At 68.8% G+C, this 15,212-nt stretch carries 12 protein-coding genes; 10 read left to right on the top strand and 2 right to left on the bottom strand.

Features of this window, described 5'->3' with window-relative positions; translation table 11 throughout:
* Nucleotides 1-431 precede the first annotated feature (431 nt).
* The 5 genes from eccCa (at nt 432) to IE302_RS27000 (ending at nt 7,723) form a co-directional block, all read left to right on the top strand.
* Entirely contained in the window at nt 432-4,439 is a 4,008-nt protein-coding gene (eccCa, locus tag IE302_RS27020; protein ID WP_191257258.1) for a type VII secretion protein EccCa, read from the top strand.
* Between the two features lie 68 nt (nt 4,440-4,507).
* Complete coding sequence (locus tag IE302_RS27015) at nt 4,508-6,454, top strand: type VII secretion-associated protein (protein WP_191257257.1); 1,947 nt, start codon at nt 4,508-4,510, stop codon at nt 6,452-6,454.
* Nucleotides 6,455-6,466: 12 nt separating this feature from the next.
* Nucleotides 6,467-6,829, top strand: coding sequence for a hypothetical protein (locus IE302_RS27010; RefSeq protein ID WP_191257256.1), 363 nt, complete (start codon nt 6,467-6,469; stop codon nt 6,827-6,829).
* 233 nt (nt 6,830-7,062) lie between these two features.
* Entirely contained in the window at nt 7,063-7,383 is a 321-nt protein-coding gene (locus tag IE302_RS27005; protein WP_191257255.1) for a WXG100 family type VII secretion target, read from the top strand.
* 55 nt (nt 7,384-7,438) lie between these two features.
* The gene (locus IE302_RS27000; RefSeq protein WP_191257254.1) at nt 7,439-7,723 is read left to right on the top strand and encodes a WXG100 family type VII secretion target; all 285 of its coding nucleotides are present in this window, start codon (nt 7,439-7,441) and stop codon (nt 7,721-7,723) included.
* 120 nt (nt 7,724-7,843) lie between these two features.
* Here the strand turns inward: IE302_RS27000 and IE302_RS26995 are convergent, their stop codons facing one another.
* Together IE302_RS26995 and IE302_RS26990 are read right to left on the bottom strand one after the other, a co-directional pair.
* The gene (locus IE302_RS26995) at nt 7,844-8,605 is read right to left on the bottom strand and encodes a DUF4333 domain-containing protein (protein WP_191257253.1); all 762 of its coding nucleotides are present in this window, start codon (nt 8,603-8,605) and stop codon (nt 7,844-7,846) included.
* 2 nt (nt 8,606-8,607) lie between these two features.
* A complete protein-coding gene (locus IE302_RS26990) occupies nt 8,608-9,498 on the bottom strand; it encodes a hypothetical protein (protein ID WP_191257252.1) in 891 nt (296 codons plus the stop codon).
* Nucleotides 9,499-9,773: 275 nt separating this feature from the next.
* On the opposite strand from IE302_RS26990, the gene rplM reads away from it, so the two are divergent.
* The 5 genes from rplM to IE302_RS26965 all read left to right on the top strand — a co-directional run bounded on the left by rplM (nt 9,774) and on the right by IE302_RS26965 (nt 15,204).
* Nucleotides 9,774-10,226 carry a 50S ribosomal protein L13 gene (gene rplM / locus IE302_RS26985; protein WP_005166833.1) on the top strand — a complete coding sequence of 151 codons (453 nt, stop codon included), beginning with the start codon at nt 9,774-9,776 and terminating at the stop codon, nt 10,224-10,226.
* Between the two features lie 14 nt (nt 10,227-10,240).
* Nucleotides 10,241-10,744, top strand: a complete 504-nt coding sequence (gene rpsI, locus IE302_RS26980) for a 30S ribosomal protein S9 (RefSeq protein WP_005166834.1) — start codon at nt 10,241-10,243, stop codon at nt 10,742-10,744.
* A gap of 258 nt (nt 10,745-11,002) precedes the next feature.
* Nucleotides 11,003-12,337, top strand: a complete 1,335-nt coding sequence (gene glmM / locus IE302_RS26975) for a phosphoglucosamine mutase (protein WP_191257251.1) — start codon at nt 11,003-11,005, stop codon at nt 12,335-12,337.
* Between the two features lie 78 nt (nt 12,338-12,415).
* A complete protein-coding gene (locus IE302_RS26970; protein WP_229907951.1) occupies nt 12,416-12,730 on the top strand; it encodes a type VII secretion target in 315 nt (104 codons plus the stop codon).
* Nucleotides 12,730-15,204, top strand: a complete 2,475-nt coding sequence (locus IE302_RS26965) for a hypothetical protein (RefSeq protein WP_191257250.1) — start codon at nt 12,730-12,732, stop codon at nt 15,202-15,204. Before IE302_RS26970 ends, IE302_RS26965 begins: the two co-directional genes overlap by 1 nt.
* Nucleotides 15,205-15,212: the final 8 nt, after the last annotated feature.

The following is a 15,212-nucleotide window of genomic DNA, read 5'->3' as shown; positions in this document are numbered from 1 at the left end:
CCTGCCCTGAGAGTCTGGTCCCCGGGGAACCTATACCGAACCCGGGTGCCCACATCATCGACTGTCGGAAAAAGACCGGCAAAAGTAGGAGAGACGTCCCCCTAAGCCCCTCTCGCCGGCTCCCGGCGCGTCGACTTTCGCGGGCTAACCGTGACGCGTAGCGAGCCTAAGTATCTCGGGTGCTCCGCGACCACCGGATCGCGATTAGGGGGCTAAACGCACGTCGGGCGTCTGGCCGCCGGATCGCGGTCAGGCCGCTAAACGCACGTCGGCGGAGCCGGAGCCCTACACTTCCGGCATGCGTATGGTCCCGGCCGGGGCCGTTCTCGGCGTTGTCCGGATTTCACCGGCCACGTTCGATAGGTTGTCTCGCGCACCCGTACGCGCACCAACGGTGGCCGCCATCGTCGAGTTTGAAGAGGGGTCCTTCGATGAGCACGCTGCAGTTCAAGAAGTCACCGCGTCTGGCGGCGCCGCGGCCGCCGGGCGGCGAGGTGCATCTCGAACCGCCGCCTGAGGTGCCGCGCACCATCCCGGGCAACATCGTCATGAAGCTGCTCCCGGCGGTGATGATCGTCGCTTCCCTCGGGATGATGGTCTTCATGTTCACCACCGGTGGACGCAATCCCATGATGATGATGATGGGCGGCATGATGGTGCTCAGCACCGTCGGCATGATGGCCGGCGGCGCGGGCAAGGGCGGCGGCGCCAAGAAAGCCGAGATGGACGAGGACCGCAAGGACTACCTGCGCTACCTCGGCCAGATGCGCGACAGGGCCCGCGAGGCCATGGTCGACCAGCGCGCCGCGCTCGAGTGGGTCCACCCCGACCCGCAGACGATGTGGTCGCTGGCCGCGAGCCGCCGCATGTGGGAGCGCCGCCAGAACGACCAGGACTTCCTCCACCTCCGCGTCGGCCGCAGCTCGCACCGTCTCGCGACGCGGCTCGTGCCGCCGCAGACCGGCCCGGTCGACGAACTGGAGCCGATCGCCACGCTGGCCCTGCGCCGGTTCGTCCGCGCGCACTCGATCGTCCCGGACCTGCCGACCCAGATCACCCTCCGCGGGTTCGCCGCGGTCAGCATGCAGGGCGACCGCGGTCTCACCCGCGGCCTGACCCGGGCGATGCTGGCCCAGCTGGTCACCTTCCACAGCCCCGACGACGTCCTCATCGCGGTCGCGACAGCGGGCCGTGCCAAGGAGGAGTGGGAGTGGGCGAAGTGGCTGCCGCACGCCCAGCACCCGGCGCTCGCCGACGGCATCGGCCAGCTGCGGATGATGGCCGGTTCCCTCGCGCAGATCGAGCAGTGGCTCGACGAAGAACTCCGTGACCGCCAGCGGTTCTCCCGCAACGCGACGCCCGCCCCGGACCAGCCGCACATCGTCATCATCGTCGACGACGCCGAGGTCACCCGCGAAGAGCAGATCATCCTCGAAGAGGGTCTGGTCGGCGTCACCCTGATCGACCTTTCCGACTCCATCGGCAACCTCGCGGCCCGTCGCGGTCTGCGGCTGGTCGTCGAGGAAGACCGTCTCGGCGCGCGCAGCGCGGGCGGCGTCGAGTGGTTCGGCCGCCCGGACACGCTCAGCGTCGTCGAGGCCGAAGCGCTGGCCCGGCTCCTCGCCCCGTACCGCGTCGGCACCGCCGCGCAGGACGCCGCCGAGGAAGAGCCGCTGCTGTCCAACCCCGGTCTGCTCGAACTGCTGGGCATCCCCGGCGACCCGATGACCTTCGACGTCCAGCAGGCCTGGCGGCCGCGCCCGGTGCGAGACCGCTACCGCGTCCCGTTCGGCGTCGGCGAGTACGGCCAGCCGGTCGAGCTGGACATCAAGGAAGCCGCGATGGAGGGCATGGGCCCGCACGGCCTGTGCATCGGGGCGACCGGTTCCGGTAAGTCCGAGTTCCTCCGCACCCTGGTGCTGGGCATGCTCGCCACGCACTCGTCGAGCACGCTGAACTTCGTCCTCGTCGACTTCAAGGGTGGTGCGACGTTCCTCGGGCTGGACGCCGCCCCGCACGTTTCCGCGGTCATCACCAACCTCGCGGACGAGGTAACGCTGGTCGACCGGATGAAGGACGCGCTGGCCGGTGAGATGAACCGCCGCCAGGAAGCGCTCAAGAACGGCGGTAACTTCAAGAACGTCTGGGAGTACGAGAAAGCGCGCGAGAACGGCGCCGACCTCGACCCGCTGCCCGCGCTCTTCATCGTCTGTGACGAGTTCTCCGAACTGCTGGCCGCGAAACCGGACTTCATCGACCTGTTCGTCGCCATCGGCCGCCTGGGCCGGTCGCTGCAGATGCACATGCTCCTCGCGTCGCAGCGACTGGAAGAGGGCAAGCTGCGCGGTCTCGACTCGCACCTTTCCTACCGCATCGGTCTGAAGACCTTCTCCGCCGCGGAATCCCGGGCCGCGATCGGCGTGCCCGACGCGTTCGAGCTGCCGTCCGTCCCCGGTGGCGGTTACCTCAAGTACGACACCTCGACGCTGGTCCGCTTCAAGGCCTCGTACGTCTCGGGCCCGTACCGGCCCGCGGGCATCAAGGCGGCGGGCCCGGTCGCGACCGTGGTCCGCGCCGACAAGCGCCCGCAGCTGTTCGTCCCGGACTTCGTCGAACTGCCGAAGGAACCGGAGCCGCAGCAGATCGAGGCTGCCCCGGTGGAGGAGGCCAAGTCGGAGGAGGCCGTCGAGCCCAGCGAGCTCGACGTGATCGTGTCCCGGCTGATCGGCCAGGGCCCGCCCGCGCACGAGGTCTGGCTGCCGCCGCTCAAGGAGCCGAACTCGCTCGACACCCTCCTGCCGAACCTGAACCCCACCGACGACCGCGGTCTTTCCCCGGTCGGGTTCTTCGGCAACGGACGGCTGCAGGTGCCGATGGGCATCGTCGACCGCCCGTACGAGCAGCGTCGTGACCTCCTGTGGGCCGACTTCTCCGGTGGCGCCGGGCACGGTGTCATCGTCGGCGGTCCGCAGTCGGGCAAGTCGACCATGCTCCGGACACTGATCATGTCGATGGCGTTGACCCACACCCCCGAGGAAGCGCAGTTCTACGCGCTCGACCTCGGTGGCGGTACGTTGGCCGGTCTCCAGGGCCTGCCGCACGTCGGTGGCGTCGCCGTCGCCCGGCGCGAGCCGGACAAGGCCCGCCGGATCGTGGCCGAGCTGACCACCCTGCTCACCGAGCGGGAAGGCCGGTTCGGTGCCATGGGCATCGACTCGATGAACGAGTTCCGCAACCGCAAGCGGCGCGGCGAGATCAAGCCCGAGGAAGACGCCTTCGGTGACGCGTTCCTGATCGTCGACAACTGGAAGGCGCTGCGGGACGACTTCGACGAGCTGGAGACCTCGATCACCAAGCTCGCCACCCAGGGTCTTTCCTACGGCGTGCACGTCATCATCGCGGCGAACCGGTGGGCGGACATCCGCCCGGCGATCAAGGACATGATCGGTACCCGGTTCGAGCTGCGCCTCGGTGACCCGAGCGAGTCGGACATCGACCGCCGGGTCGCGGTGAACGTCCCGTCCGGTCGCCCCGGCCGCGGGCTGACCAGGGACAAGCTGCACCTGCTGACCGGTCTTCCGCGGATCGACGGATCGAGCAACCCGGACGACGTCGCCGCCGGTGTCGCCGACGCGGTGGCGAAGATCAAGGCCGCGTGGCGGGGCCGCCCGGCGCCGCAGGTCCGCCTGCTGCCGGAGATGGTCACCTACGACGAGGTCCTGTCCATCGACTCCAAGCGCGCCACGAAGCTGGTGCCGATCGGCGTCAACGAGGAAGACCTCCAGCCGATCTACCTCGACTTCGCCGCCGATTCGCACTTCTACGCGTTCGCGGACGGCGAGTCGGGCAAGACGAACCTGCTGCGCCAGATCACCCGGGGTATCACCGAGCGGTACACGACGCAGGAAGCGGTCGTCATCCTCGTCGACTACCGGCGCACGATGCTCGGCTTCATCGGCGGCGACCAGCTGCTCGGCTACGCGGTGTCCGCCGCGCAGCTGGACAGCATGGTCAAGGACGTGCACGGGTCGATGACCCGGCGGCTCCCCGGCCCGGACGTCACCCAGGAGCAGCTGAAGACCCGCTCCTGGTGGACCGGCCCGGAACTGTTCATCATCGTCGACGACTACGACCTGGTCGCCACGCAGACGAGCAACCCGCTGAAGCCGCTCGCCGAGTTCCTCGCGCAGGCGAAGGACGTCGGTCTGCACATGATCGTCGTGCGCCGCAGCGGTGGCGCGAGCCGGGCGATGTTCGACCCGATCCTCGGCAAGCTCAGGGAGATCGCGGCGCCCGGTATGGTCATGAACGGCTCACGGGACGAGGGCAACCTCGTCGCCAACGTGAAGCCGAGCCAGATGCCGCCGGGCCGAGGCAACCTCGTCACCCGGAAGCACGGCAAACAGCTCATGCAGGTCTCGTGGATCCAGCCGGACTGACCTCCCGCGGAACCAGGTGAGGGACGGGCCGGGCTCGGGGTGATGACGACGATCTGCGGGAGTTGCTGGTGACTGTGCGGGTAGCGGTGGACTTCGGGACATCGAGCACCTGCGTAGTCGCTTCGATCAACGGCCGCGAACCGCAGGTCGTCGTGGTGGACGGACAGCCGCTGATGTCGTCGGCGGTCTACGCCGCGCCGGACGGGACGCTGTTCGTCGGCCAGGAGGCGGAACGGCAGGCGGCGGTGGACCCGTCGCGCTACGAGCCGAACCCGAAGCGCCGGATCGACGAAGGCGACCTGCTGCTGGGCGACAACGTCCTCCGCGTGACCGACGTCGTCCACGCCGTGCTGAAACGCGCGGTCACCGAGGCGCGCCGGCTCGCCGGTGACGCCGAGGTCGAACTGCTCGTCCTGACCCACCCGGCCGATTGGGGCGCGACCCGGACCCGCCTGCTCCGGCAGGCCGCGGGCGGGCTCGCGCGTCAGGTCGCCCTCGTGCCGGAGCCGGTCGCCGCGGCGGTCTATCACGCCGCGACGTTCGCCCCGGCCGACCTCAACTCCGAGCGCACCGTCGAGTTCAGCGGCCGCCCCGGCGACGCCCTCGCGGTCCTCGACCTCGGCGGCGGCACCGTCGACGTCTCCGTGGTCCAGCGCATGCCCGGCAGCCCGGCGGACCGCAGTTTGCCCGCTAAACGCGCCGGGTTCCAGGTGCTGGCCACCCGGGGGGATCCGAGCTTCGGTGGCGCGGACGTCGATCAGGCGCTCCTGGAGCACGTGGGTTCGCTGGTGTCGTCCGTCGATCCGCCGGAATGGCGGAAGCTGGTCGAAGGCCGCGAACTCACCGATCGCCGACGGCGCCGCGTACTGCGGCAGGACGTGCGCGGCGCGAAGGAGACGCTGTCCCGGCACGCGTACACCGACGTCCCGATGCCTCCGCCGTTCGCCGACGCGCACGTGACGCGGGAGGACCTGGAGCGGCTCATCGCGGGCCCGCTCGGCCGCGCGGTCGAGCTGACCGTGGGTGCGATCAACGATTCCGGGCTGCGGCCCAAGCAGCTCACGGCGATCTTCCTGGTGGGCGGGTCCAGCCGGATCCCGATGGTGTCCCGGCTGGTGCACGAGCGGACCGGCGTCGTGCCCACCACGCTGGACCAGCCGGAGACCGTGGTCGCCCGCGGCGCCCTGCGCGCGGTGCTGATCGACCCGGACCGGACGGGCTCGCTGGCGGGCTCCGCGGTCTCCCGGGTCGGCGCACCGGCACCGGCTCCCGCCGAGCGACGCCCCCCGTTCCCTCCGGGCCCCCAGCAGCCCGCCCCGCCCCCACCGCCGCAGAGCGCGTTCAGCCCCCTAAACGCGACGCGGCAGCAGGGGCCGCCGTCGCCCCCGATGGGTCAGCAGGGCATGGCACCGCCGCCGTGGCGGCCGGGTGAGCCCGCCCGCGACACCAAGCCCGCCGAGCGGGGCGGGAAGAGCAAGAAGACGCCCTGGATCATCGCGGCGGCCGCGGTCGCCGTGGCGGCTGTCGTCGGCGGTGTCCTCTTCGCGGTCAACAGCGGGGAGGCCGAGCCGGAGGGCCGGACGCTCGCCCAGTACGACTACCGCTTCTCCGCACCGCTGGACTGGACACAGACCGACGACCGCGTCGCCAAGCGTCAGGTGGTGATCCATCCGAACGAGTCCCTCGAAGGGGACGACCTCGTGGTCGCCCAGGAGTACGTGATGGACTACGACGCCACGGTCGACAGACAGAAACTCGTCACCGAACTCAGCACCAGCGCGGAAAGCGACCCGGACAAGAAATACAGTGGCTTCAACGGCTCCGCGAACTACGCCGGCAAGACCGTCGTCTACTACCGCGAGACCAAGCCGAAGGCACGCGTCGACTGGTACGTCGTCGCCCAGGGAAAGATCCGCGTCCACATCGGGTGCCAGTACGGCACCGGCTCACCGCTCGAACAGCGGGTGAGCGCGGCCTGTGAACAGGTCGTCAAAACGATGGCGGTCGTCAACTGAAGGGGGAGGCGCATGCCACCCGAATCCGAGACCCCCGCCGAACACTTCGCGCGAACAGGACGCGACGCGGTCACCTATGCCAGACAGGTCGCCCGTACGGCCAAGGCCCGGTACGAACGACGCCGCGGCGAGAACGCCGAACTGGCGAAGCAATTCGGCAAGGGACGGCTCGCCGGTGGCGAGATAGCGCCGACCCCGAGCGTCCTGCGGAACGCAGCGAAACGGTTCCGCGCGGGCGCCGGTCTTCCGGTTCCCGCGTTGCCCTCGGCGGCGGAGTTGGTTCCCTTTCGGCCAGAACCGGTGGCCAGACGGCCACGTGTGAGTGACGACGATGAGGACTTTTCGCAGTCGCGAATCATGCGCCGCGTCGATTGAGCGATCACTGTGCACTTGCGAAATCCCCTGGTGAAAGCCCTTTTCTTCGCATGAATCATCGCGTGCCCGGCGGGATTTCACAGGCGGTTCCCGCCGGGAGCGTTAACGCAAGCAACTACTTGAAACCAAGGAGCGACAAGAGGGAACCAGACGTGGCAGTGTCTCCGTCGTAGGTCCGTACCAAACGAACTTCACCAAGTACGGATAAACCACGAACGAAGGGGGTAGCTCCCATGGCTGGCGGCTTTCAGGGAAGCGTCGAACAGTTCACCCAGTCCGAGAAGCGGGTGACCGAGGTTCGCGTTGCGATGGACCAGAACCTGGCCAAGCTTCGCGACAACATCGAGGCCACCCGCGCGGGCTGGACCGGCGACGCGTCGGTCGCGTTCAACAACGTGATGAAGCGCTACAACGAGGCGGGCCAGGGGCTCAACCGGGCTCTCCAGAACATCGCTGAACTGCTCGAGCAGGCCGGTTCGAAGTACAACGCTTCCGAGCAGCAGCAGCAGGAACTGATCAACTCGGTCAACAAGGGCTTCGGCGTCCTCGGCTGATCTGCTCCACCTGTTCCGACACCCCAAAACTTTTCTTTGAATTCTGGAGGAAATCATGGCTGAGATGAAGGTCGATTACGCCACGATCCACACGGCGGCCGACGACTGCAGGAACACCGGCGGCGAGCTGGAGTCCCTGTTCAGTCAGCTGAAGAGCGACCTCGCTCCGCTGGTCAACACCTGGCAGGGTGACGCGCAGACCGCGTACCTGGCCGCGCAGCAGGAGTGGGACAACAAGTTCGACGAGCTCAAGCAGCTCCTCGCGCAGGTCGCCGGCGTGCTGCCGCAGCTGGCCGACGGCTACCAGGCCACGGAGCAGGGCGTCACCGGCCTGTTCTGAGTCTCACGCTCCGAACGAGCAACGGCGGGCAGGCATCTTCGGATGCCGAGCCCGCCGTTTCGTTTGCGGCAAAGGAAAAGCCGCGACGGGAACTCCCGCCGCGGCTTTTTCGCATCCAGGTCAGTGCGGTGCGCCGACCTCGAATTCCGGGGTGGTGTTCAGCACTCGGACGGTGACCTTCTTCTGCTGTCCCGAAAGGTCGATCGTGCAATCGAAGGTGGTGCCGTTCTCCACCGGCTGACCGGACGGGCACGTCACGTTCTTCACGTCCGGTTCCCCGTAGTGCTCGTTGAGCACCCGGGCGACCCCGTCCTGGACCGACTTCTGGTCGAGGCTGTCGCCCGCGAACGCGCCCAGCAGCCACGCCCCGACGCCGCCCGCGACCACGACAGCCGCGGCGATCCCGCCGATCAGCAAGGTCTTCTTGGAAACCTTCGGCTTCTTCGCGGGTTCGGCGCCGAAAGCGCCGAGCCCGCCGTACTGCGACGACTGGGCGGGTTGCGCGGGCTGGAACCCGCCGCCGTACTGCCCTTGCGGCGGATTCTGTTGCTGTGCCTGCCAATCCTGCTGCGGCGCGGGCGGCTGCTGCTGCGGTTGCTGCGGTTGCTGAGGCTGCTGCCACGCCGTACCCGGCGCCGGGGCCGCGTTTTGCTGCCAGGGCCCGGAGAACGAGCCGGTGACGCCGGGCTGGCCGGTCTGCTGCCACTGTCCCGTGTAGGAACCGGTGGTCGCGGCATTGGGATCGTTTTGCTGCCACTGCCCGGAATGCGGTCCGGTGGCCTGGCTCTCCTGCTGCCAGCCCTGTTGCTGGTTCGCGGGATTCGCGGGCGGCTGCCACCACTGCTGCGGCTGCTGGGGTTGCTGAGGCTGCTGGTCGGTCATGCTCAGACGCCCTTCAACTCGTTGAACCGGCGGTTGAAGTCGTCCTTGGCCGCCTTGTCCGGCAGCACGGTGATCTGCGAGGCGTCCGGCAGCTTCGGCAGGTCCTGCGTGGTCGCCTTGCCGGTGAAGCGGAAGTCGTAGCGCAGCTCGACCTTGTGCCCGCCGCCCTCGATCTTCGCCTCCATCAATATCTGGTTCAGTGTCCCGTCCGGGTTGAGCGAGACGGTGGTCAGCACCGGCGCCTTCTTCATCTCGTCCGTGATCGCGCCGCTGATCGACGGCGGCAGGACCTCGACCCGCCGTTCGATGAACTTGCCGAACGGGACGTCGGCGGTCAGTTCGATCCGCTTGTCCGGAAGGCTTTTGGCGCCCTTCACGACCTTCTTGTCCGCGTTGTAGGACACGGCGATCGCGTCGGCCATCTTGCAGGCGGTGATGATCCCGACCCAGGCGCAGGGAATCGTCAGCCCGACCTCGGACTTCAGCATCGAGACCCACGGCGTCGGGGCGAGGCTCTTGTAGGCGGGCCCGAGGTACACGTACTCGACGGGCCCGTCGGCCGGGGTGTACCAGTCGATGCTGTCGTCCGGGTTCTTCTGGGAGCGCTGACGGCTGACCCGGGCTTCCGGGGAACCGGTGCGGGCCGAGGAGATCGTGCTGCGGACGTACTTCTCGTCGAACCGGAAGTAGGCGCCCGATTCGCTGGTGACGTCGCGCTGGTCGCCGATGGTGTCCTGCAGCTTGTTCATCGCCGTTTCGAACTTCGCGCCGACGTAGGTCGCCGCGTCGTCGCCCTTCGGCACGGCGGTGCCCGCACGCGCCTGGCCGCAGGCTGTGGTGAGCGCCAGCACGGCGCCCAGCACGCACAAGATGGTCGTTGGCCGTTTGTTCATCGCCGTTCCCCTGATCGAGTCCCCGCGCGCGGTGCGCGTCCGGATCGTCTCATCCTCTCCCGCGAACGACGATGCCGTGGGCGGTTCCGCCACACCGGCGAGGTACAGTTGCGGGGCGCCCGCCGGGCGCCGGTCCTAGTATGGGACCCCGGACCGACCCCCGCTTCGCAGTAGGGTCGGGCGTGGGGGTATCTTCATATGTCGTTGTGCGCTGCGGCGCGTAAGCGCTAGGCCCGCACAGAACCCACACGCAATGTTGACGACGAGGTAGACCCTTGCCCACGTACAGCCCCAAGCCCGGCGACGTCACTCGTGCCTGGCACGTGATCGACGCCGAGGATGTCGTGCTCGGCCGGCTCGCGACCGAGGTCGCCACGCTGCTGCGCGGCAAGCACAAGCCGACCTACGCCCCGCACGTGGACACCGGTGACTTCGTCATCATCGTCAACGCCGAGAAGGTTGCGCTCACCGGAAACAAGCGCGAGCAGAAGTTCGCGTACCGGCACAGCGGTTACCCCGGCGGTCTGCGGAAGCGCTCCTTCGGCGAACTGCTCGACACCAAGCCCGAGCACCTGCTCGAGAAGGTCGTCAAGGGCATGCTCCCGAAGAACAAGCTCGGCCGCGCCCAGGCGAAGAAGCTCAAGGTCTACGCCGGCGCCGAGCACCCGCACGCCGCGCAGCAGCCGCAGGCGCGCGAGATCACCAAGATCGCGCAGGTCGCGCAGTGAGTGAGGAACAGTCTGTGACCAGCACCGAGGAGACCGTGACCGAGGCCGTCGCGGCCACGGAGACCGCTCCGGTCGGCGACGCCGTCGCGACCAGCGAGACCCCCGCCGCGCCGCGCCCCTCGCGTGCCGCCGGTGGCAACGCCCAGACCGTCGGCCGCCGCAAGGAAGCCGTCGTGCGGGTGCGCGTCGTTCCCGGTACCGGTGAGTTCAAGCTCAACGGCCGGACGCTCGAAGAGTACTTCCCGAACAAGGTGCACCAGCAGCTCATCCGTGAGCCGCTGGTGACGGTCGACAAGCCCGACTCGTTCGACATCTTCGCCAACCTGCACGGTGGCGGGATCTCGGGCCAGGCAGGCGCGCTGCGTCTCGCGATCGCCCGTGCGCTCGTCGAGGTCGACGCCGACGACCGCCCGGCCCTGAAGAAGGCCGGCTTCCTGACCCGTGACGCCCGCGCCACGGAGCGGAAGAAGTACGGCCTCAAGAAGGCCCGTAAGGCTCCGCAGTACAGCAAGCGCTGATCGCGCCTCTGGCGCAACCCGCGGAAGCGCCCATCCGTCTCTCGGATGGGCGCTTCCGTGTTTCCGGGGTCCCTTCGGGTCCCCACTCGCCCCAGTCCCACCCGCCACATCCGTCACATGCGCCCCACCCGTGTCACGTTTAGCCCGCTAAAGTCGCGCGCGTCGCGTTTAGCCCGCTAAACGCGAAACCGGGGGCGCGGGGAGGCAGGCGGGGAGACTGGCTAGGTTGTCGTGGTGGTTTTTCAAGGAGGTCGACAGATGGCTCGTCTATTCGGTACCGACGGCGTACGTGGCCTCGCCAACGAGGAACTGACCCCGGAGCTGGCGCTCTCGCTCGCCGCCAGCGCCGCGCGCGTCCTCGCCGCCCACGACCGTTCGCACCGTCCGGTCGCGGTCGTCGGCCGTGACCCGCGGGCCAGCGGCGAGATGCTCGAAGCCGCCGTCGTGGCGGGTCTCACCTCCGCCGGCGCCGACGTGCTCCGCCTCGGCGTCCTTCCGACGCCCGCCGTCGCGTACCTGGTCGGCGCGCTCGAAGCGGATCTCGGCGTGATGATCTCCGCCTCCCACAACCCCATGCCCGACAACGGCATCAAGCTCTTCGCCGCGGGCGGCCACAAGCTTCCCGACGGGATCGAGGACGAGATCGAGGCCGGTCTCGCCGCTCCCGTCACCCGCCCGACCGGGATCGGCGTCGGCCGCGTCAAGGACGTCCCCGACGCGGGTGACCGCTACATCCAGCACCTGCTGTCGGCCACCCCGCACCCGCTCGCGGGCCTGCGTGTCGTCGTCGACTGCGCCAACGGCGCGTCGTCCTTCGCCGCCCCCGAGGTCTACCGCAAGGCCGGCGCCGAGGTCATCGCGATCCACGCCGACCCGGACGGCGTCAACATCAACGAGCACTGTGGGTCGAATCACCCGGACGCGTTGCGCGCGGCCGTCGTCGAGCACGGCGCCGACCTCGGCATCGCCCACGACGGTGACGCCGACCGCTGTGTCGCGGTCGACGCCTCGGGCGAGCTCATCGACGGCGACCAGATCATGGCCGTCCTCGCGCTCGCCCTCGCCGAGACCGGCGAGCTGACCAAGAACACCCTGGTCGCGACCGTGATGAGCAACCTCGGCCTGCACCTGGCGATGCGTGCGCACGACATCAACCTCGTCACCACCGCCGTCGGTGACCGTTACGTCCTCGAAGAGCTCCGCGCGAGCGGGTTCGCGCTCGGTGGCGAGCAGTCGGGCCACGTCGTCCTCCCCGCCTACGCGACCACCGGCGACGGTCTCCTCACCGCGCTGCGCGTGATGAGCCGCATGGCGTCGACCGGCAAGTCGCTCGCCGACCTCGCCGCCGTCATGAACCGCCTGCCGCAGGTGCTGGTGAACGTCCCCGTGGCGGACAAGGCGGCGGTCGCCGTCTCGGCCGCGGTCCGCGACGCCGTCGGCGCAGTCGAGGCCGAACTCGGCGACGAAGGCCGTGTCCTGCTGCGCCCGTCGGGCACCGAGCAGCTGGTCCGCGTCATGGTCGAGGCCCCCGCGCACGACACCGCACAGGCGGCCGCCGACAGGCTCGCGGGAGTCGTCTCCTCCGCCTCGTAAGCCCCCTCACGATCTTCCCAAGTCGCTGCGCACGGGTTACCGGCCCGGTACATTCCGTGTGCGGATACCTAGGGGAGGGTGACGGTGGCGGGTAAAGGGCACAAAGTCGATCCGGCGCAGCTGAACGAGGCCGCGAAGGTGTTGCAGGACCTGCCCAAGCAGGCCTGTGAAGGGCCGATCGGGGCGGTCGAACAGATCAATCTGAGCGCGGCGAGTTTCGGGCCGGCGCACGGAGACTGCTTCACCGGCTACTCCGCGAGCATCCAGCGCATGGCGAAGTGCGCACGGAGCTACCTCGCGGCGTCGGACGAGTTCGGCCGCAAACTCGCGGCGTCCAAGGACCTTTATCAGTCCAATGAGGACGCCAACGCCGCCGAGATGAGGAAGCACTGATGGGCCTCGCAGATGTCGGCGGGAACACCGGGCACGACATTCCCAGCCGGGCCGAAGTCGAGAAGATCCTCAACGACCCGAACATCGACCGCGACACCAAACGCGAACTCGCCCTCAACTACCTCGACTACATCGAGGACGAGAGCCCGGAAAGCTGCGGTTTCGCCAGCGAGGCCGATCGGAACGGCTTCCGGGACTACGTCAAGTCGATGAACGGTGACTGGATCACCGAGAGCGACCTCAACGACAATTACGCGCCGATCGACGAGGTCAAGAAGTCCTACAAGGCCGCGCACGAGAAGTACGACGCGAACCAGGCCGCCGGACGTCAGGGCGATCGCGACACCCTGAACAAGGACGCGGCGAAATCCCAGGAGATCGCCGGTCGCGCCACCGAGACCGACCCGGGCTGCGCGAATTCGAACGACATCATGGTTCCCGGCTTGTCGGGGTTCAAGGTCTACGAGATCTTCCACCCGCTCTATGTCCGAGCGCTGGGCCTGGCGGGCGGCGGGGCGGCCGTCGCGCTCGGCGAACTCCAGCGGCTGTACCACGAGCAGGACAACATCCCGTTCAACCTGTTCAAAGCGAGCGCGGACGAGTTGACCGCGGTCGGCACGGCCGTCGCCGGTTCGGCGCAGGACGTCGCCGGGAAGCTGGGGAACTCGCTCGGCACCTGGGAAGGCGCCGCGGCCGATCAGGCGCGTGCCTATCAGAAGGCCTACTCGGACAAGACCGGTCTGGTCGCCGAGGCCTTCAAAGCCGCCGGTGACGGGCTTCTGCGGACCAACGCCTCGGTGGGCAAGTTCTGCCGCGAGAAGGTCGACTGGCTGCAGAAGTGGTACACCGACAAGGTCGGCGACGCCACGGCGCAGGACATCGAGCGGATCATCCGCATCGCCGACGGCTCGTGCAGCCAGAACGACATCATCCACTGCATCAAATTCCTGAGCATCGACGCCAAGAACGCCTACAACGACGACTGGGGTGACATCGACCAGAGCACCATCGACGAGGTCATCAAACCTCAGGCGGTGGCCTGGCTGAAGGACGTCTTCCTCGGCTGGTTCGGCAAGCACATCGAGAACTTCCAGCTGGTGTGCAAGAACACCCGCGACGCGATCAACGGCGCGTGGAAGGCGTACTTCGATTCGCTCGGCCAGGTGGTCGAGAATCCGTTCGCGGACTTGGGCAAGACCCCGGAGACGGGCGGCGAAAAGCCCGTCGAGAAGGGGGGCGGCGGCAAGGACACCGGCAGCGGAGGCGGCGGTCCGTCCTCCGGTGGAGGCGGGAAATCGGCGGGTGGCGGTGTGCAGCCGCCGCCGAGCGCCGTCGAATACAAGCAGCCGGAGAAGCCCGAAACGCCGGAAGCGCCGGGGCAGGAGAAGAACCCGGTCACGGACAAGCCGCTCGACATCGACCCGGCCACCGGGGAGCCGTATCCGATCGACCCGCGTACGGGCGAGGCGATCAAGAGCGACACCGACGGCACCCGGCCCGAGACGGTGACGGTCGAGCAGGGTGATCGCAAGATCTCCATGGCCGAGCCGGGCGCCGACGGGAAGATGGGGATCTCCGTCCAGGACGCCAACGGTCAGGCCAAGGACTACGACCTCGATTTCGGCGACGGCAAGGCCGCGCCCGGGACCGGCGACGCGGCGGGCGGACCCGTCCACAAGGACACCGCCGAGCGGCTGGACCAGCAGGCGGCCTCGCGTCCCACGGCGAGCCACGGGCAGACCTATCAGCCAGGCCCCGATGGCAAGATCCACATCGAGGACGGCGGTCTCAAGATCACCGCGGAACGGCCGGGCGGTCCCGACGGGCCGACGCTCGTGACCGTCGACGACGGGTCTGGGCATCCGTCGAAGTACACGCTGGGTGAGGAGGCGCAGCCCGCGGGCGGCCGTCACGCGAGCCCGGAGTCCACGCCGCAGGCGGCACCACGGCATGCCGCGGAAAACGTCGCGGCCCGGCCGGTCGAAGACGTCGCGCGCCAGCACGCCGAACAGGCCGCCGGTCCGCACGAAACGACGTCCGGTGGCACCGGTGGTGGAGCACCCGCTTCGGCACCCGTACACCCGGTCGAACCGGTGGCGGCGTCGGCCGACGGTCCTTCCGAAGCGACGACGGCCCAGTCACTGGGCAACCCGCTCGACGGCGGGGACAACGGTCTCGGTGACACGTCGGATCCCGCCGGGGCCGGTGGCGGCGCGGCCGCTCCCTCGGCGCCGTCCGGGCTCGGTGCCGCTCCCGGAGGGGGCGCCCAGGACCCGGCCGGGGCCGGAGCGGGAATGATGGGCGGTATGGGCATGATGGGCGGCGGTGCGGCCGGCGGGCAGGGGTCCGGGGAAGACCAGCAGCGCACGTCCAGCGGATACCGGGTCGACGGCGGCCTTTTCGACACCGCGACGACGACGGGCAGCCGGATCAGCGGCTCGCTCGACGACGACGGCGTCATCGGCTTCCGTTAGCGGTCACG

Source organism: Amycolatopsis oliviviridis (genome assembly GCF_014654365.1).
Taxonomy (GTDB): domain Bacteria; phylum Actinomycetota; class Actinomycetes; order Mycobacteriales; family Pseudonocardiaceae; genus Amycolatopsis; species Amycolatopsis oliviviridis.
This window is presented reverse-complemented; position numbering and strand designations above follow the sequence as displayed.